The following is a 23044-nucleotide window of genomic DNA, read 5'->3' as shown; positions in this document are numbered from 1 at the left end:
AGAATGGGGAATTATTAATTGATTCGTAGGGGCGGGTTATACCAACAATTAGGACACACATAAATCAATGTCCTAAACCCGCCCTCACCCTTCCGGTAGGGGTGGGGCAGGTTCACCAAAGTTATGGATGGGAAATGGGGGATATGGTTAAACCTGCCCCTACAAGAATGGGGAATTATTAATTGATTCGTAGGGGCGGGTTCACCAACAATTAGGACACACATAAATCAATGTCCTGAACCCGCCCTCACCATTTCGGTAGAGGTGGGGGCAGGTTCACAGAAGTTATGGATGGGAAATGGGGGATATCGTTAAACCTGCCCCTACAAGAATTGGGAATCATGCTTTTGATTTTATATCGGTCAGTTTTCTCTCTTTACAATCCCAGTGTATGCCTCAATGCTATATCAATCTCTGATGTCGGTATCGAACCAATCACGCGATAAACCGCAGCCAGAGATATGGTTGCTAAATTATCCGTCATAATCACTGAATCAGTGAGTAAACCCGACTGCCCTCCTACAGGAGAATTGAGTAAAACAGTCACCCGACTCGGATGACCCGCTCGAAACATTTGGCTAGTTACCATAGCCACAATAATCTGTGATAACCCCGTTTGTAAATTATCGGCTTGCACGATTAAAGCCGGTCTAGTTTTAGCAGAAGTCAGATTAGAATTGGGGAAAAGCACTAAGGCCACATCACCCCGGCTAACCGTTGGTTTTGGCTGCGTCATAGTTGTCATAAACACTCATTTCTGGACTCTCCCAATCCTCTGCAAATGAGGCTAGACTTTCTCGTAAACGTCCTGCTTCCTCCTGAGTGATTCCCTGAGCCTCTAAGTTAATCTCATTGGAGCCTACAAACGTCACCACAACCGAACTCCCTTCCACCCAATCATCAGGCGGTTCAATCAGTTCTATCCATCCCTGGTGATAAATCCCTTTAACCTGACTAACCATTGCCTCTTCTCAAAACTGCAAATCTTAGGAAAAGTATACCATTCCAACTGCTCGCATGATTTCGTTAATTAATTTTGTAGGGGCGGGTTATACCAATATCTAGGACACCAACAAATCAATGTCCTGAACCCGCCCCCCAACCATAAATTCAGGCGATTCCTACGGAAAGCTCTGCTAACGCCCAATTCCGAGACTATAATCAAGACAAAACACTCAGTTGAGGGCAATCCCAACGCTCAACCTTGGATCATTCGCATGGGGCATCGCGCCGTTTATCATAAGTTAAGAAATAACATAAAATTCCCATGGCTTCCCCATTTCCTGGAATGAATCCCTATCTGGAGCATCCAGACCTCTGGTCTGAAGTGCATAGCCGTTTGATTGTTGCTATTGCAGATAATATTGCACCAACCTTACTGCCGAACTATTATGTGGCCATAGAAAAGCGTGTTTATTTGAGTACCCCAGAAGATAGCGTCCTCATTGGTATTCCCGATGTTTCGGTTATCGCTCCAGAGGTGAAATCTGCACAGGAATTGGAACAAAACCCAACCTCAACGGCAACATTGTCGAAACCCGATGAAGCGCAAACGGTGACGGTAGCATTGGCAGAGGAGGTAGAAGAGCGGTATTTAGAAATTCGGGAGACCAAAACGGGACGGGTGGTAACCGTAATTGAGCTACTCTCACCCAAGAACAAACGAGCGGGAGAGGGGAAAGAATCCTATCTGCGTAAGCGTCAGAGCATTTTGACCAGTGCCACACACTTAGTCGAGATTGATTTACTCCGAGGGGGAAAACCGATGCCGATGCAAGGGGTAACTCAGTTTAAAGACTATCGGATTTTGGTGAGTCGTTGGGATAACAGGCCCCATGCCCAACTCTATGCCTTCAATTTGCCGGACGCTATTCCCAAGGTTGAGTTACCGTTGCAGGGTGGAGAGAATTCCTTAGTCTTCGATCTAAAGCCCATTTTAGATGGGGTTTATGACCGTGGCGGTTATCACTTCCGAATTGATCTGCACTTTCTAGGAAAGCCGCAGCTTGGGTGAAGATACTCCTATCTGATATCAATTAAAAATTTAAAATTAAGAATTAAAAATTGGGGTTTGTGGGGGCAGGTTTACAAAAGTTATGGATGGGATATGGGGGATAGGGTTAAACCTGCCCCTACAGGAATGGGGAATTCTTGATTGATTTTGTAGGGGCGGGTTATACCTAAATCTAGGATACCAACCCATCAATATCCTGAACCCGCCCTCACCAGGTCATCTCACTGTTGGCTTTCACTCACCCAAACAACAATACCATCAGCGAGAGTGTTGGCGAGTTCTTGTTGAGACTGGGGATCGACGATCCACTCGAATTCTAGGGGGTTAATCATGAATCCTAATTCTAAGAGGACGGAAGGGGCGATCGCCGGCCGAGTCAGGGCCAAGTTATTCCAAAATACCCCATAGGAGGGCCGGTTTAGCTCCTCCACCAAATACTGATGCAAAAACACCGCCAAACCATGAGCCTGGGGATGATACCAAAACATACCTACCCCCGCCGTATTCTCCGCATCCCCAGCATCGGGTAGGGCATTATAATGGATGCTCAGAGCTAGATCCGGTTCTTGGGCTTCAATGATCTCCACCCGGTCATGGGGCCAGAGGTCATCATCCCCTTCCCGCGTCATCACAACCGTTGCACCTCTTTCTTGCAGCTCATCCCGCAGCAGCTTCGAGACCACCAAATTCACATCTTTTTCTGGATAGCCATTTGGCCCCCTCGCGCCTAAATCATTCTCGCTGCCATGGCCGGGATCGAGCAAAATTCTCATCCCTTGCAAGGGTTGCGAGGATGACCGAGAAGCCTGGGGAGGATGGCGTAACGACAAAATCAAGGTTGTGCCCTCATAACGGAGCTTGTAGCCCCATTGTTGCTCGGTTTTGAGGGCAAATGTATAGTCGATGCGTGTCGGTGAAACCTGTTCCCAATCTAGGCGCTTAATCAGGGGGTCATCGTTGAGATAAATGGTATCGGTTTGGGCGGTGGTATTGTACAAACTCAGGGTTATAGTGTCTTGGCGCTGCTGAATGCTGACGGGAACGGGAACTTGTAGGGGAAAGACAATTTCCGTCCATTCCGGCATTTGACGACCTCGAATACTCCGGATACGGGAAACGGGAGGGGCGGCACTGGAAAAAATCCGGGTTTCTTCCCGCTTGATCCATGCGCCATAGTCTAATCTGAGCCATTCCCCTTCTTCGGCGGTAATTTGGGCGCGGGTTCCTTTGGGAAGGGGGGTTAAGCGGGAATAGTCCGTACTAGGGCCGGTACGAGCGACTCCATTTTCGGCGGTGACTTCGGCAATTTGAAATTCTAGGGGCGAAAGGATGGATATTTCTCCAGGAGCTGCTTGGGTTAAGGTTTGGCCGTTCAGAGTAAGCGTAAATTGGGGTTTGCCCAAATTTTGCGCTGCTGAGGTGAGGGGAAGGGTGGCACAGCCTTTATAGGTGTTGCTTTCGACGGTGGTGGGTTTGTTTTCTCCGGTGAGAACCGCAGAATTGGGCGGCAGTTGGGGAAGGGTGGAGAGGGGGGTTAGGGGTAGGGTTTGTTGCCCTAGGGTAACGCTGACGGTGGCTTGGGTGGGAGCAACGGCGGAAAAACAGATTTGTTCTCCGGGAGGTTTGGCGATGTTGACTTGGGGAGTGAGCGATCCTTGGGCAAAGTTGAGACCGACGGGAGGGGGAGGAAGGGCAGATTTGCGGATAATGGTAATCTGGTGTTCCTGGTTGCCATGGCGCAGGGTGAAGGTATTCTCGCCCATTTCCAGGGGAAAACTGGGGGCAAAATGCCCGCTAGGAGAACGGGAAATTACTTGACCATTGACTTTGACTTCGCCGCCAACGGGAGCTGTGCCAATGAGGAAGATGCGATCGGCGGTGGTTTGATGGCGATCGCTCGGATAAGCAATAAAGATATCAGAGTCAGCGAAAGCAGGAGCGGCGATCGCCACTGTACTCAAAACCAGAATAGAAGATAAAGGAAATTTCACGGCATTTTATTGAAATAGCAGTTGGTCAATTGTTAATTATTAATTGTTCATTGTTAATTGTTCATTGTTAATTGTTCATTATTCATTATTCATTGACCTCAATGCCTGCGGCTCGTAATTGGGCGGCTAGGCGATCGGCTCGTTGCCGTTCTTGCTCCACTTTCTCTGTACCCCACAGCAAGAGATTACCCTGTTCATCCCACCAGCGTAGCCAATAGCTCTCTAGATTTTCTCGACACCCTTGCCAAACTCCCAGATATAAACCCATTTCCGGTATCCAAAATTGCCCTTCTGAATTCGGCGATTTGATAGCGTAGCGTTGCTGGTTGCCTAAACAATAGAATTCTAATTCTCCCGTTTTTGGGTCAAAAATGCCGTAATTGGGCACGCACAAGATTTGCTCGTAATAGAAATACTTGCCTGGGGGATAGGTAGCTTTGATTGAATATTCCCCTCCGTCAGTATCCGATAAAAATTCTAGGACAAGAACCGGTAGATCTCCTTGTAAGTTCGGCGTATAACTGCGGATCACCTCTGGACGCTCCACTCGAATCTGGGGAATATAAGCCCAATCGGGAGCTTTAACCACCATTTTGCCATTGACTTTGGCACAGATGCCATAGTTCGTTGGCGTGAGGGAATTTTCGGGTAATCTTCCCGCTTGGTCTAAACTTTCGGTTAAAGCCGCAGCTAGGGCAGGTTGATGAATATTATCCACAGGATCGTCGGGGAGTTGAAAGTCGTCCGGTAGTTTTTCCCAAGTAATTTTGTAGGCTGAAGAAGTGGCTAACATGATGATTGGATACCGGGAAGCGTCAGTGTTGATTATTTTATCATATTTTTGAGTTGCCCCACGTCAGCAATGTTGTAATATCAAATCCTTAAATGGTTGCTACTTTCTGCGTACTGTAGAGACAGGGTGGGGGAGGGCGGGTTTACTTGCAATAGTTGTTAGTCTACAAGATTTGGGTATAACCCGCCCCTACGGGGTTTTAGTCAATAATTAATTATTAATTATTAATTATTAATTGTTAATTGTTAATTGAATTCAGCGCTCTGAGCAGAGCGTCTCCCATTTCCCGACATCCAACTAACTGTTGTCCTTCAGACATAATATCGCCCGTGCGATAGCCTTGGTTGAGAACCGTTTGAACTGCATCTTCGATCGCCTGTGCTGCTGCTGGTTGATTCAATGCATACCGTAACATCATGGCTGCACTGAGAACCTGAGCCAGGGGGTTAGCCTTATCTTGTCCCGCGATATCCGGGGCCGATCCATGGACGGGTTCAAAGACTCCAGGGCCCGATGCGCCTAAACTAGCCGAGGGTAACATGCCAATACTCCCGGTTAACATGGCGGCGGCATCGGAGAGAATATCCCCAAACAAGTTACTGGTGACGATGGTATCAAATTGTTTGGGCGCTCTCACCAGTTGCATGGCGGCATTATCCACATAGAGGTGGGAGAGTTGGACATCGGGGTATTGGGAAGATAGGGCAGTGATGCGATCGCGCCAAAGTTGCGATACTTCCAGTACATTGGCTTTATCCACCGAACAGAGTTGACCGTTGCGCTTCTGAGCTGTTTCAAAGGCAACTTTGGCGATGCGATCGATTTCCCCTTCCGTATAAGCCATGGTATTCACGCCCCGTTTTTGCCCGGTTTCGGTCTCAAAAACACCTTTGGGTTCGCCAAAATAGACCCCACCGGTCAATTCTCGCACGACCATAATATCCACCCCTTCCACGACTTCCCGTTTCAGGGTAGACGCATCCATCAGTTGGGGTAAAATGGTTGCCGGTCGCAGATTAGCAAACAATCCTAACCCCGATCGCAACCCTAAAAGTCCGGTTTCCGGTCGTTGATGACGGGGTAGATTATCCCATTTATAGCCCCCGATCGCTGCCAACAAAACCGCATCACTCTCACGACAGGTGTTCAGGGTTTCTTCTGGGAGGGGATTACCCGTCGCATCGATCGCCGATCCACCGATGAGAGCTTCTTGAAACGTAAACTCTAAATCAAACTTCGGGGCGATCGTCTTCAAGACATCCACCATCACAGCGATAATTTCGCTGCCAATGCCATCCCCTGGAAGTAACGTAATCCGGTAATGCTCAGTCATAACCTTATCGGTTTATTTTTTGCTCAATTGCTTGCAATTTTCCACTATAGCGCTATTTCATTTCCATCAAAAACTATATTTTTGAGTTCCAGTTGATATCATAGTCAAGTTCTAGATCCTGGGTGGGAGCGATCGCCTGTACTCTTCCAGCCAACTGGAAATTTCCGCCACTAACCATTCCTGTTCTGACAAGGAAATAAAAGAGCCAAGATGTAGAGCCATGTTGATGAGCCTCCAGTGTATCCCCTAATTTCTCCATTATATTTTGGGTTTAATGAGATAATTGGAGGCGCTCATCTAAAAAGGAGATTACTTTGGAACGTACTTTTCTCGCCATTAAACCCGACGGTGTGCAACGGGGATTCGTGGGTAACATCATCAGTCGCTTGGAAAGCAAAGGCTTTACATTAGTGGGCTTAAAGTTGATCAATGTCAGTCGGGAACTAGCCGAGCAGCATTATGCTGTGCATAAAGAACGGCCGTTTTTCAGTAGCTTAATCGAGTTTATTACGTCCGGGCCAGTAGTCGCCATGGTCTGGGAAGGGGATGGAGTCGTCGCATCAGCTCGGAAAATGATCGGCGCAACCAATCCCTTAAGTGCAGAACCCGGAACCATTCGCGGCGATTTTGGGGTTGATGTGGGCCGCAATTTGATCCATGGTTCGGATGCGATTGAAACGGCTCAAAACGAAATTGCCCTATGGTTTAAAGAAGAAGAATTAGTGTCTTGGCAGCCTACCATGATGTCCTGGATACACGAATAAGCAATGCTTTGCGCTGTAACGGAGTTACAGTATTATTTTGTACTGGACTAGCAAGCTTAAAATTGTAGGTTGGGTTGAAACCTGCCTCAACCCAACCTACCCAGCTTATCTGGACTTAGCCAAAGTATTTAATAATCGCGTCCGCAAACTCCGAACATTTCAGAGGGGGCTTAACCGGAGGCTCCATTAATCGGGCTAAATCATAGGTCACTTCCCGATTAGAAATGGCCTTTTCGATGCCCATTTTGATTAAGTCTGCTGCTTCTTGCCAACCCATGTACTCCAACATCATGACTCCCGAAAGAATCAACGATCCCGGATTAACCCGATCCAAACCTGCGTGTTTGGGGGCAGTACCATGGGTGGCTTCAAAAATCGCACAAGTATCGCCAATATTTGCCCCTGGGCCCATACCTAAACCCCCGACAATGGCAGCCGCAGCATCCGAAAGATAATCCCCATTTAAATTCATGGTGGCGAGGATCGAATATTCTCCGGGACGGGTTTGTAGTTGTTGAAAAATACTATCGGCAATCCGGTCATTGACCATGACTTTTTCTTTCCATTTGCCATTACCGTGGGTTTCCCAGATCGCCTCCAGAACGGCTTTAACTTCCGCACAGGCTTCTTGTTTTTTATCGGTGGTTAAGGCATCATAACCCGGTTCAAGTTTGCGAGCATTGTCTTCTAAACTAATGTCTGGATTTTCTTCTTTATTGCTCAAAATCCAGGATTCGCGCTCGGTAACACATTGGTCGCGAAACTCAGTGGTTGCTAACTCATAACCCCAGTCGCGGAAGGCTCCCTCAGTATATTTCATAATATTACCTTTATGAACCAAGGTCACCATTTGTTTTTCTTTGGGTAGCCGGAGGGCGTTTTCGATCGCCCGCTTCACCAGTCGTTGGGTTCCAGTTTTACTGATGGGCTTAATGCCAATGCCAGAGTCGAGGCGGATTTGCTTTTTGCCATGTTCAGGGGTGGCCGGAATGAGGTCAGTATTGAGGTATTCAATTAACTTCTTAACGATCTCTGTGCCTTCGCGCCACTCAATACCCAAGTAAATATCTTCGGTATTTTCCCGATAGATAATCACATTCATTTTCTCTGGGGTTTTGTGGGGTGAGGGCGTTCCAGCGTAGTAACGACAGGGACGCACACAAGCATACAGATCGAAGATTTGCCGCAAAGCCACGTTGAGGGAGCGAATACCGCCACCAATGGGGGTGGTTAAGGGGCCTTTAATGGCGACTCCATATTCGCCGATCGCCTTGAGGGTATCTTCGGGTAAATACTGGTAGGTTCCATATCGATCGCAGGCTTCATCACCCGCATACACCTTACACCAGGAAATTTTCCGTTTTCCGCCGTAGGCCGCTTGAATTGCCGCATCAAAGACCTTCTGAGAGGCGGGCCAAAGGTCTACCCCCGTACCATCTCCACGAATGAAGGGAATGATGGGATGGTCGGGAACAATGGGTTTACCTTCAGCAAAGGTGATTTTTTCGCCGGTTTCGGGAGGGGTAATTTTCTCGTACATAAGGTAATCATTCCTGACATTAAGGATTTGTGCTTACCGGTGTTCGGTTAAAGCACGTACCAGGCTACCAGATCCTTTTGGCAAACCGGTCAAGGATTTATCTTTTTTCCAGGTTTAGTGGTGGGGAGGGAAAAATGGGTAATGGGTAATGGGTATCTGAGGGTGGCTTAAGCACTACGCAAGGCCACAATGGGGTCAAGTTTGGCTGCTTGTTGAGCGGGAAATACGCCAAAAAATAGGCCAATGCTTCCGGAAACACCAACGGCTGTGGAAATGGCCATTAGGGAAATTTGGGCTTCTAGGGGAGTGAAGATACTAATGATCCAGATGCCACCAATTCCCACACCCGTACCAATTAATCCACCCATGATCGATAAAATTACGGCTTCGATCATAAACTGAACCAAGATATCTTGCTCCGATGCTCCGATCGCCTTTCTTAACCCGATTTCTTGGGTGCGTTCGGTCACAGAGACGAGCATGATATTCATAATACCGATGCCGCCAACGAGTAAGGAAATTCCGGCGATCGCTGCCAACATCACCGTGAGCGCTCCGGTAATGCTCCCTAAAATACTCATTAATTCCTTTTGGGAGCGCACGGTAAAATCATCCTCATCGGTGATTTTATGTCGGAAACGCAGCAGGTTCTCGATCTGGAACTTAGCGGCATCCATGCGATCTTCCGACTGAATGGAAATGGAAATAAACGTCACTTGAGTCCCATAGGGTGAAGTGTTCCCCGTAATCCGATTGGTCATGGTAGTCAGGGGAATATAGGCGCTCATATCCATGTTATCGCCAAAGGATGAACCCTTCGCTTGCATCACGCCAACCACGCGAAAACTGACGGACTTTAAGCGCACGGTTTCCCCCACAGGATTTAAGTCGCCAAATAACCGTTCTGCTAATTCCGAGCCTAAAGCCACGACAGTTTCTCGGCGCTTCAAATCCAATTCCGTAATAAACCGACCTTTAGCCACATCTAAACTCCGAACGGGGAGTAATTCCGGGGTACTTCCGGTAATAGAACTGGAGACATTTTGACCCCGATACTGAATCATTTCACTGGCGGTGAGCATGGGAGCGACGGCTTCCACATCCGGGACTTGTTCGGCGATCGCCTCGGCATCCTCAAGCACCAGGGTTTGGGGAGAAAAAACGGGTCGTCTTTGCGCTTCTGGACTACCGGGTAACACAAATAACACATTGGGCCCCAAGGAATCGACCTCAGCCCGGACAAAATTTTGGGCCCCTTCACCAATGCCAATCATGGCAATCACAGAGGAGTTACCGATAATAATGCCCAGCATGGTTAAACTACTGCGGACTTTATTGCCCAGCAGGGTTTTACCGGCAATGGTGATACTTTCTAGAATGTCCATACGCTCTATTCGATCTCCCGTTTAATAATTTCATCTAGGGTTTTGCCGTCGGGTAATTCCACAAACACGGGTTGACCGGGTTCAATGCCTTCTAAAATTTGGATCTGATTGCCTAAGACGGAACCAATTGTTACTGGTTGAAATTCCGGTCGATCGCGATCGCCAGGCACTAACACCCCGGTTTCTCCCTGATTGGTAATAATGGCAACGGTGGGCACAACTAAGGCATCCGTAAGTTCATCGCCAACAAACGACAAATCGACATTCATCCCCGACTGGAGCAAGTCTAAGCCCGTTTCAATTTCTACTCGCACTTGAAACAAAGTAACATCCCGTTCATTAATTGCTTCCGGGGCAATCAGATGAACGCGACCTTCAAAGGTGCGATCGGGATAGGCATCGGCAACAATTTCCACCTTTTGATTGGGGTAAATTTGGCTAATATCCGCTTCGGGGACTTTGGCGAGAACCTCCAATCCTTGGGCCAAAGCCACAACCGAGGTTGAGGTGGCCGAGTCTGCTGAAGAGGCGGCGGTGACTGGGGTAACAAAGGCTCCGGGGTCGGCATATTTCTGCACAATTAACCCAGAAAAGGGGGCTTTGACTTCCGTATCGTCGAGTTGCACTTGGTAGTATTCCAGATTTCCTTTGGCTTCCGCGAGTTGGGCTTGGGCTTGGGCAATATCTTCGGGGCGAGTACCATTCACCAGTCGGTCTAGGGCGGCTTGGGATTCGGCGACGGTGGCTTGGGCTTGGGCAATCTCTTCAATTCTCGTGCCATTTTGCAGGCGCTCTAGACGGCGTTGGGCCTCGATCGCCCCAGCTTGGGTTTGCTCCAGATAGGCTTGGGCGCGGCGGCGATCGTCAAGCCGTTGATCGAGTTCATCTCTGGAAATGGCTCCCTCATCGGCGAGGCGTTGATTCCGTTGCGCCCGTTCTTGGGCTAAATCTAACCGAGATTGGGCTTCAGCCACCAGAGCTTGGGCGCGGCTGAGGGCAGCTTGGGCTTCGGCAATGTCTTCCGGACGACTTCCGGCTTGTAGTTCGGCTAAATTGGCTTGGGCGCGTCTGAGTCTGGCTTGGGCTTCGGCAATGTCTTCAGAGCGAGTTCCGGCGATCGCCTTATCGAGTTCGGCTTGGACGCGGGTAAATCTGGCTTGGGCTTGCCGCAGTTGGGCTTCGAGTTCCTCCCGTTCCATGCGGGCGATCGGTTGTCCTTTTTCCACGCGATCGCCTTGTTCCACATAGAGTTCGGCTAATCGTCCTTGCACTTTGGGACTGACATTAACGCGCCTAACGGGTTGCACTACCCCACTGGCATTGATGCGAATAGTGAGGGTCGAGGCTTGGGCAGGAACCGTCAAGGAGGCGATCGCCTCCCCTTGAGAAGTCGATCTCCCACTGCTCAGGTACATGATTCCAGTGCCGGTAAAGACAGAAACGGCTACGAGTCCCAACAGCCAAGGCAGAGGTTTTTCCAGTTTTGGGTGGATGAGGGGGAATTGCATGATTTAATGTTCCTTCAGTGTTAGCACAAATAAACTAGGGTTCTTATGGAGAGTTCACTCCCTGCACCCCCATTCAGCATCGGACTGGAAATTTTAACCGATCCAGCTCTTGCCCCAATACTTTTAATCTAGCATCGCCTATGGAATCCTTCATCGGATGGGTAAGAAAATCGTCATCACCTCTCCGTGCTGAGGTCGTTGACGAATCAACAGTTTACCCCCGATCGCCTCAAACAAGTTTTTGGTCACGCTCAAATTGAGACTCAAGTTCCCTGTTTCCGGTTGAAACATCAACACATGACCCAAGGCCTTAAACCCTGACAAACTCGAGCAACTTTGAGAGGTTTCCGAGATTAATTGCAGTTTCAGTTGATCGCCTGCGGGAGTTACTTCGACTTGCACATGGGAACCCGTGGGTAAGGTGGAGGTGAAATTTTGAATCACATTGCTTAACACCTGATCCAACAGATGGGGATCGCTGACCACGGTAGGGGTCTGTTGAGGTAAAACTACATCTAAGGTGACATTACGACGGCTGGCTTGTTTTTGCCATCGAGGAATACTCTCTTGAAACACCTGGGCTAGAGAGGTTGGGGTTAAATGAGTCGATTGAGACTTGGTGGGAGTAGTTTCGAGTTCAACGGCCCGGAAAATTAGATTAAAGCGATCGATTTGTTCCGTACATTCGCGGTCGATGGTTTGCAGGCGTTTCCAGACTTCCGGGGGAAGATTGGAGCGTTTGAGCAATAGCCGCGTATAGGTGCGGATGGTGGCTAGGGGGGTTTTGACTTCATGGGCGATCGCCTTGAGTAACTCCAGATCGGGTTGAGGAGCAGGGTTAGTCGCAGAAGGTGCTGGGGAAGCGATCGTTTTGGCGATTTCTGAGGGGTTCTCAGGCTTCGATCCAGTTCCTTCGGGTTCTGGGAGATATTGCAGGATTAATCGACTAAAAGCCATCACTGTTTGATAGGGGGGAGCAACGGGGGGAAACTGCTCGTAAAAGCGATCGAGATAGGCGATCTGGTCTGGAATTCCGGTGGCAGAGACTCGCGATCGCAAGGCTCTCCAAGCGCTGTCGATATCCTGGGGGTCAAAGGAAAACTGAAAACCCAGCTCTGTCTGCGTCTGGGGGGAAACCACCATCACCAAACTAAACGAGGGGGTTAACACCAGGGCAAATTGTTCAGCCCGCAGAGGATCTTCGGGGACTAATGGGGTGGTGGGAGTGAGAGGGCAAGATTGGCGATCGCCTGACCATACCGGCGTAAACCGCAACCCCAGCCCCGGTTGGGAAGAGGCTGGAGGGAGCTGAAATAGGGTCGAGTGGCCTTCTTGTAGGGGCGAAAACAGCCAACTGGTGACGTGAGGATGGGGATGGGCCAAAATCGGAGAGCTAGAGAGGATTAGCCCTTGAGCTACTTCCGCTCGATCGAGTAACTCATTTAAGGCGGCGATCGCCCCATACCAACACCGTTCGGCCTTATTTTGGCGATCGGCGATCGCCTCAGCCCCCCCTAAAATCTCACTTAACCTTGGCAGCGTCCACTCAAACATCACCATGTCCCCCCAATCTCTGCAAGTTATGACAGCTATATATCTGTGAGGGTATCGGTATTTTCAGCCCATTGACTAGGAGTAGAACCGAATAAAGCAGTTGCAATTCCCGGATCACCCATCAGAGCCGCAAGGGTCATTAAATTTCGTATAGAAACTACCGTATTGTAACCAATACTGTTTTAAACCATGATTGGGAGTATGTAAGCTGGCCTTTGCTTGATACAAAATCACCTGTCGATGTTGACCAATCCAAACCCGTCTAGCCGGTTCTACTGAAATCAATGTTCCACCCAGACTAGAGACACATTCTTCAAATCGTTCTACGGCCGAGTATTCTAAAGTTTGAAAGATAAAAAAACTACCGGAGCAGATTAAATAGCGATTTCTGATCCAATTTCGCATTTTTTGACAAGCTACTGAAGGTATCACAGCTCTCTCCACTCAGCACTTTTCAACTCTCTTAGATCAAAACAAGGGGCTTAAACCCCTTGTTTCTTTGTCTAATCATTGACTACCAGGGCACTGGGGTACTGGGGTCTGACGCTTGTTAACGGATCTCTTGAATGCTAACAATTTTACCGCCTGCTCGATGAATTCGCTGAATTTGGGGACTCAATTTCGCCCCAGAGACGACATATCGAGTATTACTCACGCGACGGGGAGCATCAAATTTAGAGCCTTTCACCAAAATTTCAAACGTCTTCTCTGTGGCATCTTTGTACCCAACGAGACGACCACCAGTGGAAGGCAATTTGATTTTAGTGGCTGAGTTGGTAGCCACTTCCTGCACCAACCGGGAATCCCTAAACGCACTATCTACACCCGCATTGCCCTGATACAAGGACAAAGTGCGGTTATAGCCAACCTGTTTTTGCCCCTTCTGACTCTTTGCACCTTGATAGTAGGGAACAATATTTTCTCCAAACTTTTCTTGATATTCCATACTATCGATGTAGGAATCAATCTCGGCATCATACCCTTGCTCAATACACAAAGAAATATGTTCAGAAATTTCCTTTTGATCCACAGGGGCACGTCCCAATAAATGCTTGAAGTTTAACTCTACAAAGCGGTAGGGAGCGCAAGATTCAAAATACCGGCTACGGTAAAAGTCGGATTTAGCTACCGCCCGCACAAATTCACGCACGGTAATCTTCCCTTGAGTCAATTGAGATTCAGCCTTAATCAGTCGTTCGCTTTCCATCACATGGGGATTGCCCAACACTTGTTTATAAACAGCACGAATCACTGCTTGCTGTTCATCTAAGCTATTGGTTTTCCAAAGTTCAAGGGGTTCATCTAATACAATACTCATTGATATTGTCCTAATTTTTTTCAAAGTTTTTTAACAGAATTGGTGGTGCTGTTATAGGGGAATAATGCCCCAGGCAGCTAAGGCTACCGCCCCGATTCCCAATGCTAGTAATCCAGCACCACTGAAAGCAATCAGCTTACCTGTTAGGCGAATCCAACCGGGATAAGGAGGCCGTTGCCATGACCAACGATACTCTTCTTGAGACGGTCGAAAATAACCCAGTTCTTCTAATTTCTGGCGATAATCTTCTCCATAACGAGGCATCCGGGCAATGGGTAAGTTTCCCTGAGAACGTTGGGGCAAAATGCGCCGCCGTTGATAGGGAACGGTGCGATCGCCGAAATGGGTCAGATATTCTTCACTATTGAGAAGTTGGTCGATGAATCCATGTAAGCCTTCAGTGGCTAAAACGACCGACCAGGCTAATTTTTCTCGCTCTCCATACACCTCTCGTCCCAGTACCCGTTGAATACAGAGTTCTACAAACCGATAATTATTATTGGGTTCATAGTTGTTAATCCGAAAAGCTTCGGATAGGAGTAGCGATCGCATAAAATCACGAACTGTAATTTGACCCGATCGCAACTGAGATTCTAGAGACTTCTGATAGGTGATCGAGAGCAATTGTTGCTCATTAAAAACTTGGCGATAGGCCGCCCAAATCAGTTCATCCATGTCTGTGGATGAGGTCAAGAGTTCAGTGGTATAGAGTCGAGGCTTTTCCGGAGTCGGAATTTCAAATCCCTCCACTCGATGATTTTGACTGGTTGGGGGATATTGAAGTAAGGGAATTGCCATAAGACCTCCTAGGTTATTTCGGGTTAGAGTAAGTAAAAATTCCTAAAGATGGACTTACTCAATAGTTCTATTCTAAATCCCTGAGCGATCGCCGCTCTGCAAGTCTTGGGGTCTGTCTTTTCCCATAACTTAGGAACTTAGCAGATGGGAAGTAATTAAAAGAGGGAAGAAACGGTAAAGAAATCGGAAAGATTGCTAAAATTTCGCAGATTTTAACATTTTGTAATACTTGCTCTCGTCAGAGCTGAGGGAATATGCTTAGTTTTCTTGTAAGCTGAAATAAATGAGTCAAGGCAACTGTAACCTATGAGGATTCTTTTAATTGAAGATGACATAAGTCTGGCTGAGACTCTAGCAGAAGCCCTCACCGATCAACTGTATGTTGTGGACATTGCCGCCAATGGAGCCGTCGCTTGGGAATACTTTGACGCTCTTGACTACGATCTCTTGCTCTTGGATGTGATGCTTCCCGATCTCGATGGCATTAGTCTCTGTAAGCAACTGCGTCTTCAAGGTTATCAAATGCCGATTTTAATGATCACAGCCCGCGATACCGTTAGCGATAAAATTGCGGGTTTGGATGCTGGCGCAGATGATTATATTGTTAAACCGGTTGATTTGGGTGAATTATTTGCCAGGGTTCGCGCTCTTTTGCGTCGAGGTAGCGTATCGGCTCCGATTTTAGAGTGGGGAGCTTTGACGTTTGATCCGAGTACCTATGAAGCCAACTATAATCATCAACCCCTACATTTAACGCCTAAAGAATATTCCCTGTTAGAATTATTGATGCGTAATGGTCGTCGGGTGTTAAGTCGTCATGTGATGATTGAGCATATTTGGTCGCTTAAAGATCCTCCAGAAGAAGATACGATTAAAGTGCATATTCGCAGTTTACGTCAAAAGTTAAAAGCTGCTGGTGCGCCCGAAGACTTTATTGAGACGGTGCATGGCATTGGCTATCGCTTGGGGAAAGTCGAGAACAATTAACAATTATTCAAGGGTAAGATGACGGTTAAGGTTGTGCCGACGTTGATCTGGCTATTGACTTTGAGGGTTCCGCCTTGCAATTCTACACATTTTTTAGTCACCACTAGCCCTAATCCTGTACCGGGAATATGGCCCACATTGTGACCTCGTTGGAAGGGTTCAAATAGGTGGTTTTGATCCTCTGGGGAAATGCCGATACCGCGATCGCCAATTTCAAAGATAATGTGTTGCTGCTCCAATCTTAAGCGCAGTTCCACCTCACTACCAACGGGAGAATATTTAATCGCATTCGACAACAAATTAGACAGTATGGATCGCAGCAGCTTTTGGTCTAAATAAACACTTTTTTGTTGATAATTACTCAAAAATTTCAGGGAATATTGATGACCGGCACTCAACTGAATTTCTTCGAGCAACTGGCGGCAGAATTGAGGTAAATCAAAGAGTTGGGGGTTGAATTCCAGTTTACCTGCTTCGGCGCGATTAATGGTGAGAATATCATCTAAAAGATGTACCATTTGTTTGATTGAATCCTGAATCCTGCGTAAATTCCTAGAGCGCTTGAGGGGATCTTCAGCTTGATGGAGAGGGGAGGACTGTTCTAACAATTGGGTCGCTGCTAGAGCGGTACTCAAGGGGGTGCGAAACTCATGGGAAGCCATGGAGAAAAAGCGCGTTTTCAGGGTATGCAGTTCCTTTTCTCGCTCTAGAGCCAGTTTCACCTCATTGAGTCGCTTGCGGGCGGTAATATCGCGGGAATTGACCACAAATCGGGGTTCTGGGTAGCTTTCTATGCCATTTTCCCTCACGGACGATCGATCTGCATGGCTAACGGCTTCTAGGATACGCCAAAACCCCTCCTGATGTTGGGCGCGAAATTCCATGGGCAGTAGCCCTTCTTGGCTTTCTAAGCTATTGATGATCTGCTGATAGATTTTGCAGGAGTCATCGGGATGCACTAAGTCAAAAAAGTTTTGACCCATCAGTTTCGTGGGGGGATAACCCAGGACTTTTTCTACGGAGGGACTGGCATAGTAAATAGTGCCTTGGCGATCGACAATGGTGATAATATCTAAGGCATTTTCAATCAGGGAACGGAACCGTTCTTCGGAGCGCTTGAGAGCTTCTTCGGTGTGTTTGCGTTCGCTAATATCTCGCTGAATGGAAACCCAATGGGTATATTCATTCTGTTTGTTGGCAACGGGAACTAAACTAAACTCAACCCAAAACTCGGAGCCGTCTTTACGATAGTTGATTAATTCCATGGTTAAGGGTTGCCACTGAGAAAGGGCAGCTTTGACTTGTTCGAGTTTTTGCCGGTCAGTTTTTGCCCCTTGGAGAATGCGGGGGGTTTGGCCGATCGCTTCTTCGAGGGTATAACCGGTCATGCGGGTAAAGGCTTGATTGACGTAGAGAATTCGGGGGCCGGGGGGATCGAGGGGGATTGCCTCCGTGATTAAGACGGCATCATTGGTATTGATGACTACTGACTGAAGCAAGCGCACCTGTTCCGCTTGCCGTTTTTGTTCGGTAACGTCGGCGACAACAGCGACCATGCCACTGATGCGATCGCTGCTATCGAGTAGAGGCGCAGCAGAGAAGACGATATCAATGGGGGAGCCGTCTTTTTTAGATCGGCGCAGTTCTAAACTGGGGGGAGTGATGCCTTGCAGACAGGCTTGGCGAAGGTTGCGGTAGTCTTCTACAGTTTCTTGGCAGAGGATGGGGTTGGGTTGATTGTAGACTTCTGGTTCTGTCCAGCCAAACATTTTTTCGGCGGCTGGATTCCAAAGTTGTACTCGATCTTGGAGATCGAGGGTAAAGATGGCACGGGGAGAGGCGGCAATGAGGGATTGTAGGGTGTGGTTGGTGTGCCGGAGGGCGATTTCGGTGCGTTGACGTTCGGCTATTTCGAGGCGGAGGGCGTGGTTGGTGCGGGCGAGTTCTTGGGTGCGTTGCTCGACGCGCTGTTCGAGTTGGGTGTTGAGTTGTTGCAGTTGTTGATAGAGTTCAGATTGGCGGATGGCGATCGCCACTTGGGTAGCGAGTTGTTTCATCAGTTCGATTTCGTGGGGTTGCCATTGTCTGGTTTGGCGACAGTGATGGGCGATGAGTAAGCCCCACAGATGGGGGGTTGGATGGGGGTTTTCGATGTCGGTTAGGGTTTGGATGATGGGAACGACTAATTTGGCTTTGACGGCAAATTGTTGCACAAATTCGACGAGACAGGCTTCAATTTCGGCTTGTTCGATATTGGCGATCGCCCGACTTTTGCCGTTGAGGTAAGCTTGATGATATTCCTGGGGAAAGACTTCTGCGGGAAAGACTTCGCCTAAAATACGGGGATAATCGGGTAAAACGGTTTCGGTAATGGCGCAACCGGTTCCATCGGCGTAAATTTGATAGATTAAAACGCGATCGCACTCTAGAAATTGGCGTACATCAGCAACGGTGGTGGCTAAGACTTCATCGAGGTTCAAAGATTGGCGAATATGTTGGGCGATTTCGTGAATTAATCGCTCTCGCTGGGTTTGTTGTCTTAGGCTCAGTTCGGCTCGGCGGCGACGAGCAATTTGTTGATAGACTTGGTAGGTGGCGATCGCCAACAACACCAGTCCAGCCAATATACTGATATGTGTTAGATACATTGATGGTAACTTGAAAACTATGGTTAACCGATGGTGGACGTATCAGAAAGAGCGGTTTCCAATTGTAGCCAATGGGCTGTTAATTGGAGTGTTTAGTTATTCGGCGGTGAGTTATTCGGCGCTGCTGCGGGGAGGGCTTCCCCCTTTGGGTTCTAGTGTAGTGGCTTTTGCGATCGCCTTTTTGTTCTTCTTGCAGTTGCGTATTGCCGATGAGTTCAAGGACTATGAAGAAGATTGCCAGTTTCGCCCCTATCGACCGGTTCCCAGGGGTTTGGTTAGTTTGGGCGAATTGGGCGAATTGGGCGCTTTCACGGCCATAATTCAAGGGGCTTTGGCACTCTATTTGGGGGGGGTTAACCTAGGGCTATCTCTGATGGCCGTTTGGCTATATTTAGGCTTAATGAGCCAAGAATTTTTTATCCGCGATTGGCTGAAGGCTCATCCCGCCATTTATTTAATCAGCCATATGATGATTATGCCCTTAATCTATGGCTTGGCAACGGCTTGTGATTGGCAGGTAACCACGGGGGTGATGCCGAGGGGTTTAGGCTGGTTTTTAGGAGTCAGTTTTTTCAATGGTGTCATGATTGAAATTGGGCGCAAAATCCGATCGCCCAAAGATGAGGAAGTGGGTGTAGAAACTTACAGTTACCTATGGGGACGCAAACGGGCGGTTTTCGTCTGGTTAGCCGTTTGTACAATTATGGCCGTTCTGAGTGCGATCGCCGCTCGATTAATTGGGTTTGGCTTACCCCTGGCGATCGCAACTTGGCTAATGTTGGGAATTTCCGGGACTCTTGCCCATAAATTTTTAGGCTCTCCAGTCTCCGGTTCCGGTAAACGCTTTGAATACCTTTCTGTCATCTGGACACTCTTGGTTTATCTGGGTTTGGGCATTATTCCCCTGCTGATGACAGCCCTAAACCGCTATGCCTTCTATTTTGAATCCCTTTGAAAATCAACCTTATCATACAAATCCACTAGGGAAATTTCGCCGGGAATGCTATTCAACTGGATAACAGATTCGGGCTGACTATATTCTGATAACACCCATTGATTAACTTCAGTGCGATAATATCGCTCCACTTGCATCGTATATTGATCGATTAACAGATATTCTTGTAAGCTGGGAATCGTGCGATAGGCTTGAAATTTTTGGCCGCGATCGTATCCTTGGGTAGACTGCGATAAAACTTCAGCAATCAGAATAGGATTGGTGAGGGTATCTTTCCGTCCTTCTTGTAATTCTAATTCTCCCTGAATAACCATCACATCCGGATAAGTATAGATCCGTTTTTCGGGAATCCACAAGCGCTGATCGGTGACAAATACAAAGTAGGGTTGACGTTTCAGACAAAAGTTTAACGTCGCGAATAAATTACCAGCGATTAAGTTATGATTTGGCATTCCACCCGTCATCAGAATAATCTCCCCATCCATATATTCATGTCGTTCATCACTATTCACTTCTTGCTCTAGATACTCTTCGGGAGTATAGGTTTTAGTTTTTTCTACTTGCATCACCATAGGGAGAAACCTCCGATCTTTGGAGCAATTGTTGTGAGCTTATTTCTAAATTATAGCGCTTACTCGTTCAAGCACTCTTGAATCAACTGGCGATAGAGATTTGATTTATTTTATCATATGAGCTAAAATTTCTCAAGAGAGTCCGTCTAAAATTTCCTCAACTCACTAATATTTCATAATTGTTAATTGTTAATTGAATGCTACCATAGCCACAGTTGAACCTTGCAACCTTTAGGAGTTCTGCACCATGTCTCATACCGTTGTGCCTGTGATTTTAGCTGGGGGAAAAGGAGAACGCTTTTGGCCCCTGAGTCGCAAACATCGGCCGAAGCAGTTTTTGAAGCTCAGTGGCACGGGTTCGAGTTTGTTGCAGACTACCGCCGATCGCCTGGTTCAACTGGCCCCAGGTTGGGATAAACTCTGGATCTGCACCTCTAGCCAACTTGCCACCGGAGTCCAAGAGCAGTTACCCGAACTGCCCCCCGAAAACCTTCTGGCAGAACCTGAAGGCCGAGATACCGCCCCAGCAGTAGCATGGACAACCCTGGAAATTGCCAAGCGCTATGGTGAAGATGCGGTCATCGGCTTTTTCCCCGCCGATCATTGGATCGGAGATTATCCTGCCTTCGAGAAAACCATTCAAGCTGCCGTAGAACTCGCGGCCACAAAAGATGCGATTGTTACTCTAGGGATTAAGCCTACCTATCCCTCCACCGGCTACGGCTATATCGAACAGGGAGAAGCCAAGGGCAGCTATCTGGATTTACCGGTGTATCGGGTGCAACGGTTCACGGAAAAGCCCGATCTTACTACCGCCGAACGGTTCATCGCTCAAGGTAACTTTAGCTGGAATAGTGGCATGTTCATCTTCCGCGCGGGGGTGGTGTTGCGGGAACTGGCTACCCATGCGCCCGAAATTTTAACCCCTCTGCAAAGCCAGGGTAAAGCGGCCTATGGTCAGTTAGGGAAAATTTCCATCGACTATGCCTTGATGGAGAAAACCCAACTGGCCTATATTTTACCGGCTGATTTTGGCTGGGATGACTTGGGAGACTGGAATGCCATGGCGCGTTTATTGCAAGGAGAGCAGCCGAATTTAGAGTTGGGGAACCATGTGAGTCTGGATACTCAAGGGGCGATCGTTTACGATCAAGATCCAGAGGATTTAGTCGTGACCATTGGCTTAGAAGATATCGTGATTGTGCGCGATGGCAATGCCACTTTGATTGTAAAAAAAGAGCGCACCCAAGACATTAAAAAAGTGTTGGGACTGCTCAAAGACAATCCCAAATACCAGGATTTGCTTTAAAACTAGAGCTATAGCCTGTGTGTAAATGAGCCAATTGATGATGTTTCCAATCGATCGCAATCGAAAATTGCCTACAACAATCAAGACCTGCACTCTGGTTGCCGTAGGAGCGGCGATCGCCTGTTTAGGGGTAACGGGGTGTACGACACAAGTTCAATCGGAACCTCCAACTGCGATCCAAGCAGAAACAGCATCTGCTAGGGGCAATCCAGAGGTTCAGAGTGTTACGGTGGTGGAGAATCTAGAACATCCATGGGGTTTGACCTGGCTGCCGGATGGTTCTATTCTGATTACCGAGCGATCGGGGCAATTGCGTATTGTCCGAGAGGGAGTCCTCGATCCCACCCCGATTGCTGGAGTACCGGAAGTGTTTGCACAGAGCCAAGGGGGCCTGCTCGATATTGCCTTGCATCCCAATTTTGCAGACAACCGTCTGGTTTACTTTACTTATGCGTATGGAAACAATTCAGCCAACCGAACCCGCATCGCGCGAGCCACCTTTGATGGCAGTTCCCTGAGCAATTGGCAGGTGATTTTTGAAGTTTCCCAAACCAAATCTAGAGGACAGCATTTCGGCTCCCGTCTGCTCTGGTTGCCCGATGGCACGCTGTTAGCATCCATTGGCGATGGGGGTAATCCTCCTGTAGAACTTGAGGGAGAATTTATCCGCCAACAAGCCCAGAACCTCAGCAGTCATCTGGGCAAGATTATCCGCATCAATGACGATGGCTCGATCCCATCAGATAACCCTTTGGTGAATGATGCCCAGGCAGCCCCAGAAGTTTGGAGCTACGGCCATCGTAACATCCAAGGACTGGCCTTCGATGCGATCGCCAACCGGGTTTGGGCGACGGAGCATGGCGCTAGGGGAGGGGATGAGGTCAATTGGGTTAAAGCCGGTGAAAACTATGGCTGGCCGGTGGCAACCCACAGTCGGGAATATTCTGGCGGGCTGATTTCTCCAGAAACCTCCCTACCGGGGATGGTAGACCCTAAAGTGATCTGGACTCCCTCAATTGCTCCTTCTGGGCTGGCTGTTTATTCGGGGACGTTTCCTGAGTGGCAAGGTAACCTGTTTGCTGGGGGTTTGGTTTCTCAAGATGTGCGCCGTATCGCGCTCGACGAGTCGGGAAATGTGTTAAATGAAGAGGCGATCGCGATCGGTCAGCGCGTACGGGATGTCCGACAAGGCCCTGATGGGATGCTATATGTGCTAACAGACGCATCGAACGGCCAGCTCATCCGCCTAGAGCCAGTTGACCGCTAAGGCGGGTTAAGGGTTGGCGATCACCTTCTTTGCTACTCCAGCAATGTGAGGACTGACAATAGCCCTCTTTTGTCACTCTAGGCAGAGGAAAATAAGAAATCAGGGTCAAGAGAGAGAGGAAAGAGAGCAAGACAAGCACGATTAATCAAGGAAATTAATCGTGGGAACCCCAAAGATAAGTGAGGGATAGGAAAGACCTCTAACCAATAGAGAATTACGTTAAAGCATATCAAAGGAATAAGAAGTATACGGAGATTATTTAAGCCACTCTTCCAGTTTTTATTTGAGTCCCAATGGGGATGTTGATG

Annotated in this window: 21 protein-coding genes; 6 read left to right on the top strand and 15 right to left on the bottom strand. The window is 48.1% G+C overall.

Features of this window, described 5'->3' with window-relative positions; translation table 11 throughout:
- Nucleotides 1-376: 376 nt before the first annotated feature.
- The gene (locus PJF56_RS13505; protein ID WP_283763206.1) at nt 377-736 is read right to left on the bottom strand and encodes a type II toxin-antitoxin system PemK/MazF family toxin; all 360 of its coding nucleotides are present in this window, start codon (nt 734-736) and stop codon (nt 377-379) included.
- Entirely contained in the window at nt 711-962 is a 252-nt protein-coding gene (locus PJF56_RS13500; RefSeq protein WP_283763205.1) for a hypothetical protein, read from the bottom strand. The genes PJF56_RS13505 and PJF56_RS13500 overlap by 26 nt, the downstream gene beginning before the upstream one ends.
- Nucleotides 963-1267: 305 nt before the next feature.
- On the opposite strand from PJF56_RS13500, the gene PJF56_RS13495 reads away from it, so the two are divergent.
- A complete protein-coding gene (locus tag PJF56_RS13495) occupies nt 1268-2014 on the top strand; it encodes a DUF4058 family protein (protein WP_283763204.1) in 747 nt (248 codons plus the stop codon).
- Nucleotides 2015-2235: 221 nt separating this feature from the next.
- On the opposite strand, the gene PJF56_RS13490 is transcribed toward PJF56_RS13495, so the two are convergent.
- The 4 genes from PJF56_RS13490 to PJF56_RS13475 form a co-directional block, all read right to left on the bottom strand.
- The gene (locus PJF56_RS13490; protein WP_283763203.1) at nt 2236-4005 is read right to left on the bottom strand and encodes an N-acetylmuramoyl-L-alanine amidase; all 1770 of its coding nucleotides are present in this window, start codon (nt 4003-4005) and stop codon (nt 2236-2238) included.
- 85 nt (nt 4006-4090) lie between these two features.
- The gene (locus PJF56_RS13485) at nt 4091-4798 is read right to left on the bottom strand and encodes a Uma2 family endonuclease (RefSeq protein WP_283763202.1); all 708 of its coding nucleotides are present in this window, start codon (nt 4796-4798) and stop codon (nt 4091-4093) included.
- A 238-nt stretch (nt 4799-5036) separates the two neighbouring features.
- Nucleotides 5037-6131 carry a 3-isopropylmalate dehydrogenase gene (gene leuB, locus PJF56_RS13480; protein WP_283763201.1) on the bottom strand — a complete coding sequence of 365 codons (1095 nt, stop codon included), beginning with the start codon at nt 6129-6131 and terminating at the stop codon, nt 5037-5039.
- A gap of 73 nt (nt 6132-6204) precedes the next feature.
- Nucleotides 6205-6390, bottom strand: a complete 186-nt coding sequence (locus tag PJF56_RS13475; protein WP_283763200.1) for a hypothetical protein — start codon at nt 6388-6390, stop codon at nt 6205-6207.
- Nucleotides 6391-6445: 55 nt separating this feature from the next.
- On the opposite strand from PJF56_RS13475, the gene ndk reads away from it, so the two are divergent.
- Nucleotides 6446-6895 (top strand): nucleoside-diphosphate kinase, encoded by a 450-nt coding sequence (ndk, locus tag PJF56_RS13470; RefSeq protein WP_283763199.1) that lies wholly within the window; start codon nt 6446-6448, stop codon nt 6893-6895.
- Between the two features lie 115 nt (nt 6896-7010).
- On the opposite strand, the gene PJF56_RS13465 is transcribed toward ndk, so the two are convergent.
- The 7 genes from PJF56_RS13465 to PJF56_RS13435 all read right to left on the bottom strand — a co-directional run bounded on the left by PJF56_RS13465 (nt 7011) and on the right by PJF56_RS13435 (nt 14998).
- Nucleotides 7011-8435 (bottom strand): NADP-dependent isocitrate dehydrogenase, encoded by a 1425-nt coding sequence (locus tag PJF56_RS13465; RefSeq protein ID WP_283763198.1) that lies wholly within the window; start codon nt 8433-8435, stop codon nt 7011-7013.
- A 167-nt stretch (nt 8436-8602) separates the two neighbouring features.
- Entirely contained in the window at nt 8603-9820 is a 1218-nt protein-coding gene (locus PJF56_RS13460) for an ABC transporter permease (protein WP_283763197.1), read from the bottom strand.
- 5 nt (nt 9821-9825) lie between these two features.
- The gene (locus PJF56_RS13455) at nt 9826-11328 is read right to left on the bottom strand and encodes an efflux RND transporter periplasmic adaptor subunit (RefSeq protein ID WP_283763196.1); all 1503 of its coding nucleotides are present in this window, start codon (nt 11326-11328) and stop codon (nt 9826-9828) included.
- Nucleotides 11329-11478: 150 nt separating this feature from the next.
- A complete protein-coding gene (locus tag PJF56_RS13450; RefSeq protein ID WP_283763195.1) occupies nt 11479-12888 on the bottom strand; it encodes a sensor histidine kinase in 1410 nt (469 codons plus the stop codon).
- A 108-nt stretch (nt 12889-12996) separates the two neighbouring features.
- Complete coding sequence (locus PJF56_RS13445) at nt 12997-13314, bottom strand: hypothetical protein (RefSeq protein ID WP_283763194.1); 318 nt, start codon at nt 13312-13314, stop codon at nt 12997-12999.
- Nucleotides 13315-13432: 118 nt separating this feature from the next.
- The gene (locus tag PJF56_RS13440) at nt 13433-14200 is read right to left on the bottom strand and encodes a phycobilisome rod-core linker polypeptide (protein WP_283763193.1); all 768 of its coding nucleotides are present in this window, start codon (nt 14198-14200) and stop codon (nt 13433-13435) included.
- Nucleotides 14201-14251: 51 nt separating this feature from the next.
- Complete coding sequence (locus PJF56_RS13435; protein WP_283763192.1) at nt 14252-14998, bottom strand: phycobilisome rod-core linker polypeptide; 747 nt, start codon at nt 14996-14998, stop codon at nt 14252-14254.
- A 306-nt stretch (nt 14999-15304) separates the two neighbouring features.
- Between PJF56_RS13435 and PJF56_RS13430 the strand changes: the two genes are divergently transcribed.
- Nucleotides 15305-15985 (top strand): response regulator transcription factor, encoded by a 681-nt coding sequence (locus PJF56_RS13430; RefSeq protein ID WP_283763191.1) that lies wholly within the window; start codon nt 15305-15307, stop codon nt 15983-15985.
- Here the strand turns inward: PJF56_RS13430 and PJF56_RS13425 are convergent.
- Nucleotides 15982-18633, bottom strand: a complete 2652-nt coding sequence (locus PJF56_RS13425; RefSeq protein WP_283763190.1) for a PAS domain S-box protein — start codon at nt 18631-18633, stop codon at nt 15982-15984. The genes PJF56_RS13430 and PJF56_RS13425 overlap by 4 nt on opposite strands.
- 19 nt (nt 18634-18652) lie before the next feature.
- Between PJF56_RS13425 and PJF56_RS13420 the strand changes: the two genes are divergently transcribed.
- Complete coding sequence (locus tag PJF56_RS13420) at nt 18653-19588, top strand: UbiA family prenyltransferase (protein WP_283763189.1); 936 nt, start codon at nt 18653-18655, stop codon at nt 19586-19588.
- Here PJF56_RS13420 and PJF56_RS13415 read toward each other — a convergent pair.
- Entirely contained in the window at nt 19570-20160 is a 591-nt protein-coding gene (locus tag PJF56_RS13415) for a Uma2 family endonuclease (protein ID WP_283763188.1), read from the bottom strand. The genes PJF56_RS13420 and PJF56_RS13415 overlap by 19 nt on opposite strands.
- Before the next feature lie 247 nt (nt 20161-20407).
- Here PJF56_RS13415 and PJF56_RS13410 point away from each other — a divergent pair, with 247 nt between their 5' ends.
- Both PJF56_RS13410 and PJF56_RS13405 read left to right on the top strand, forming a co-directional pair.
- A complete protein-coding gene (locus PJF56_RS13410; RefSeq protein ID WP_283763187.1) occupies nt 20408-21469 on the top strand; it encodes a mannose-1-phosphate guanylyltransferase in 1062 nt (353 codons plus the stop codon).
- A gap of 40 nt (nt 21470-21509) precedes the next feature.
- Nucleotides 21510-22736 carry a PQQ-dependent sugar dehydrogenase gene (locus PJF56_RS13405; RefSeq protein WP_430540887.1) on the top strand — a complete coding sequence of 409 codons (1227 nt, stop codon included), beginning with the start codon at nt 21510-21512 and terminating at the stop codon, nt 22734-22736.
- Nucleotides 22737-23044 lie beyond the last annotated feature (308 nt).

Source organism: Roseofilum halophilum BLCC-M91 (genome assembly GCF_030068445.1).
GTDB lineage: Bacteria > Cyanobacteriota > Cyanobacteriia > Cyanobacteriales > Desertifilaceae > Roseofilum > Roseofilum halophilum.
The sequence above is the reverse complement of the archived record's forward strand: the minus strand, read 5'-3'. Positions and strand labels throughout refer to the sequence as shown.

Coding starts and splice junctions, on each gene's coding strand:
- PJF56_RS13505 (WP_283763206.1), bottom strand. CDS start 736: ATGACGCAGCCAAAACCAACGGTTAGCCGGGGTGATGTGGCCTTAGTG.
- PJF56_RS13500 (WP_283763205.1), bottom strand. CDS start 962: ATGGTTAGTCAGGTTAAAGGGATTTATCACCAGGGATGGATAGAACTG.
- PJF56_RS13495 (WP_283763204.1), top strand. CDS start 1,268: ATGGCTTCCCCATTTCCTGGAATGAATCCCTATCTGGAGCATCCAGAC.
- PJF56_RS13485 (WP_283763202.1), bottom strand. CDS start 4,798: ATGTTAGCCACTTCTTCAGCCTACAAAATTACTTGGGAAAAACTACCG.
- leuB (WP_283763201.1), bottom strand. CDS start 6,131: ATGACTGAGCATTACCGGATTACGTTACTTCCAGGGGATGGCATTGGC.
- PJF56_RS13475 (WP_283763200.1), bottom strand. CDS start 6,390: ATGGAGAAATTAGGGGATACACTGGAGGCTCATCAACATGGCTCTACA.
- PJF56_RS13465 (WP_283763198.1), bottom strand. CDS start 8,435: ATGTACGAGAAAATTACCCCTCCCGAAACCGGCGAAAAAATCACCTTT.
- PJF56_RS13460 (WP_283763197.1), bottom strand. CDS start 9,820: ATGGACATTCTAGAAAGTATCACCATTGCCGGTAAAACCCTGCTGGGC.
- PJF56_RS13455 (WP_283763196.1), bottom strand. CDS start 11,328: ATGCAATTCCCCCTCATCCACCCAAAACTGGAAAAACCTCTGCCTTGG.
- PJF56_RS13450 (WP_283763195.1), bottom strand. CDS start 12,888: ATGGTGATGTTTGAGTGGACGCTGCCAAGGTTAAGTGAGATTTTAGGG.
- PJF56_RS13440 (WP_283763193.1), bottom strand. CDS start 14,200: ATGAGTATTGTATTAGATGAACCCCTTGAACTTTGGAAAACCAATAGC.
- PJF56_RS13435 (WP_283763192.1), bottom strand. CDS start 14,998: ATGGCAATTCCCTTACTTCAATATCCCCCAACCAGTCAAAATCATCGA.
- PJF56_RS13430 (WP_283763191.1), top strand. CDS start 15,305: ATGAGGATTCTTTTAATTGAAGATGACATAAGTCTGGCTGAGACTCTA.
- PJF56_RS13425 (WP_283763190.1), bottom strand. CDS start 18,633: ATGTATCTAACACATATCAGTATATTGGCTGGACTGGTGTTGTTGGCG.
- PJF56_RS13420 (WP_283763189.1), top strand. CDS start 18,653: ATGGTTAACCGATGGTGGACGTATCAGAAAGAGCGGTTTCCAATTGTA.
- PJF56_RS13415 (WP_283763188.1), bottom strand. CDS start 20,160: ATGGTGATGCAAGTAGAAAAAACTAAAACCTATACTCCCGAAGAGTAT.
- PJF56_RS13410 (WP_283763187.1), top strand. CDS start 20,408: ATGTCTCATACCGTTGTGCCTGTGATTTTAGCTGGGGGAAAAGGAGAA.
- PJF56_RS13405 (WP_430540887.1), top strand. CDS start 21,510: ATGTTTCCAATCGATCGCAATCGAAAATTGCCTACAACAATCAAGACC.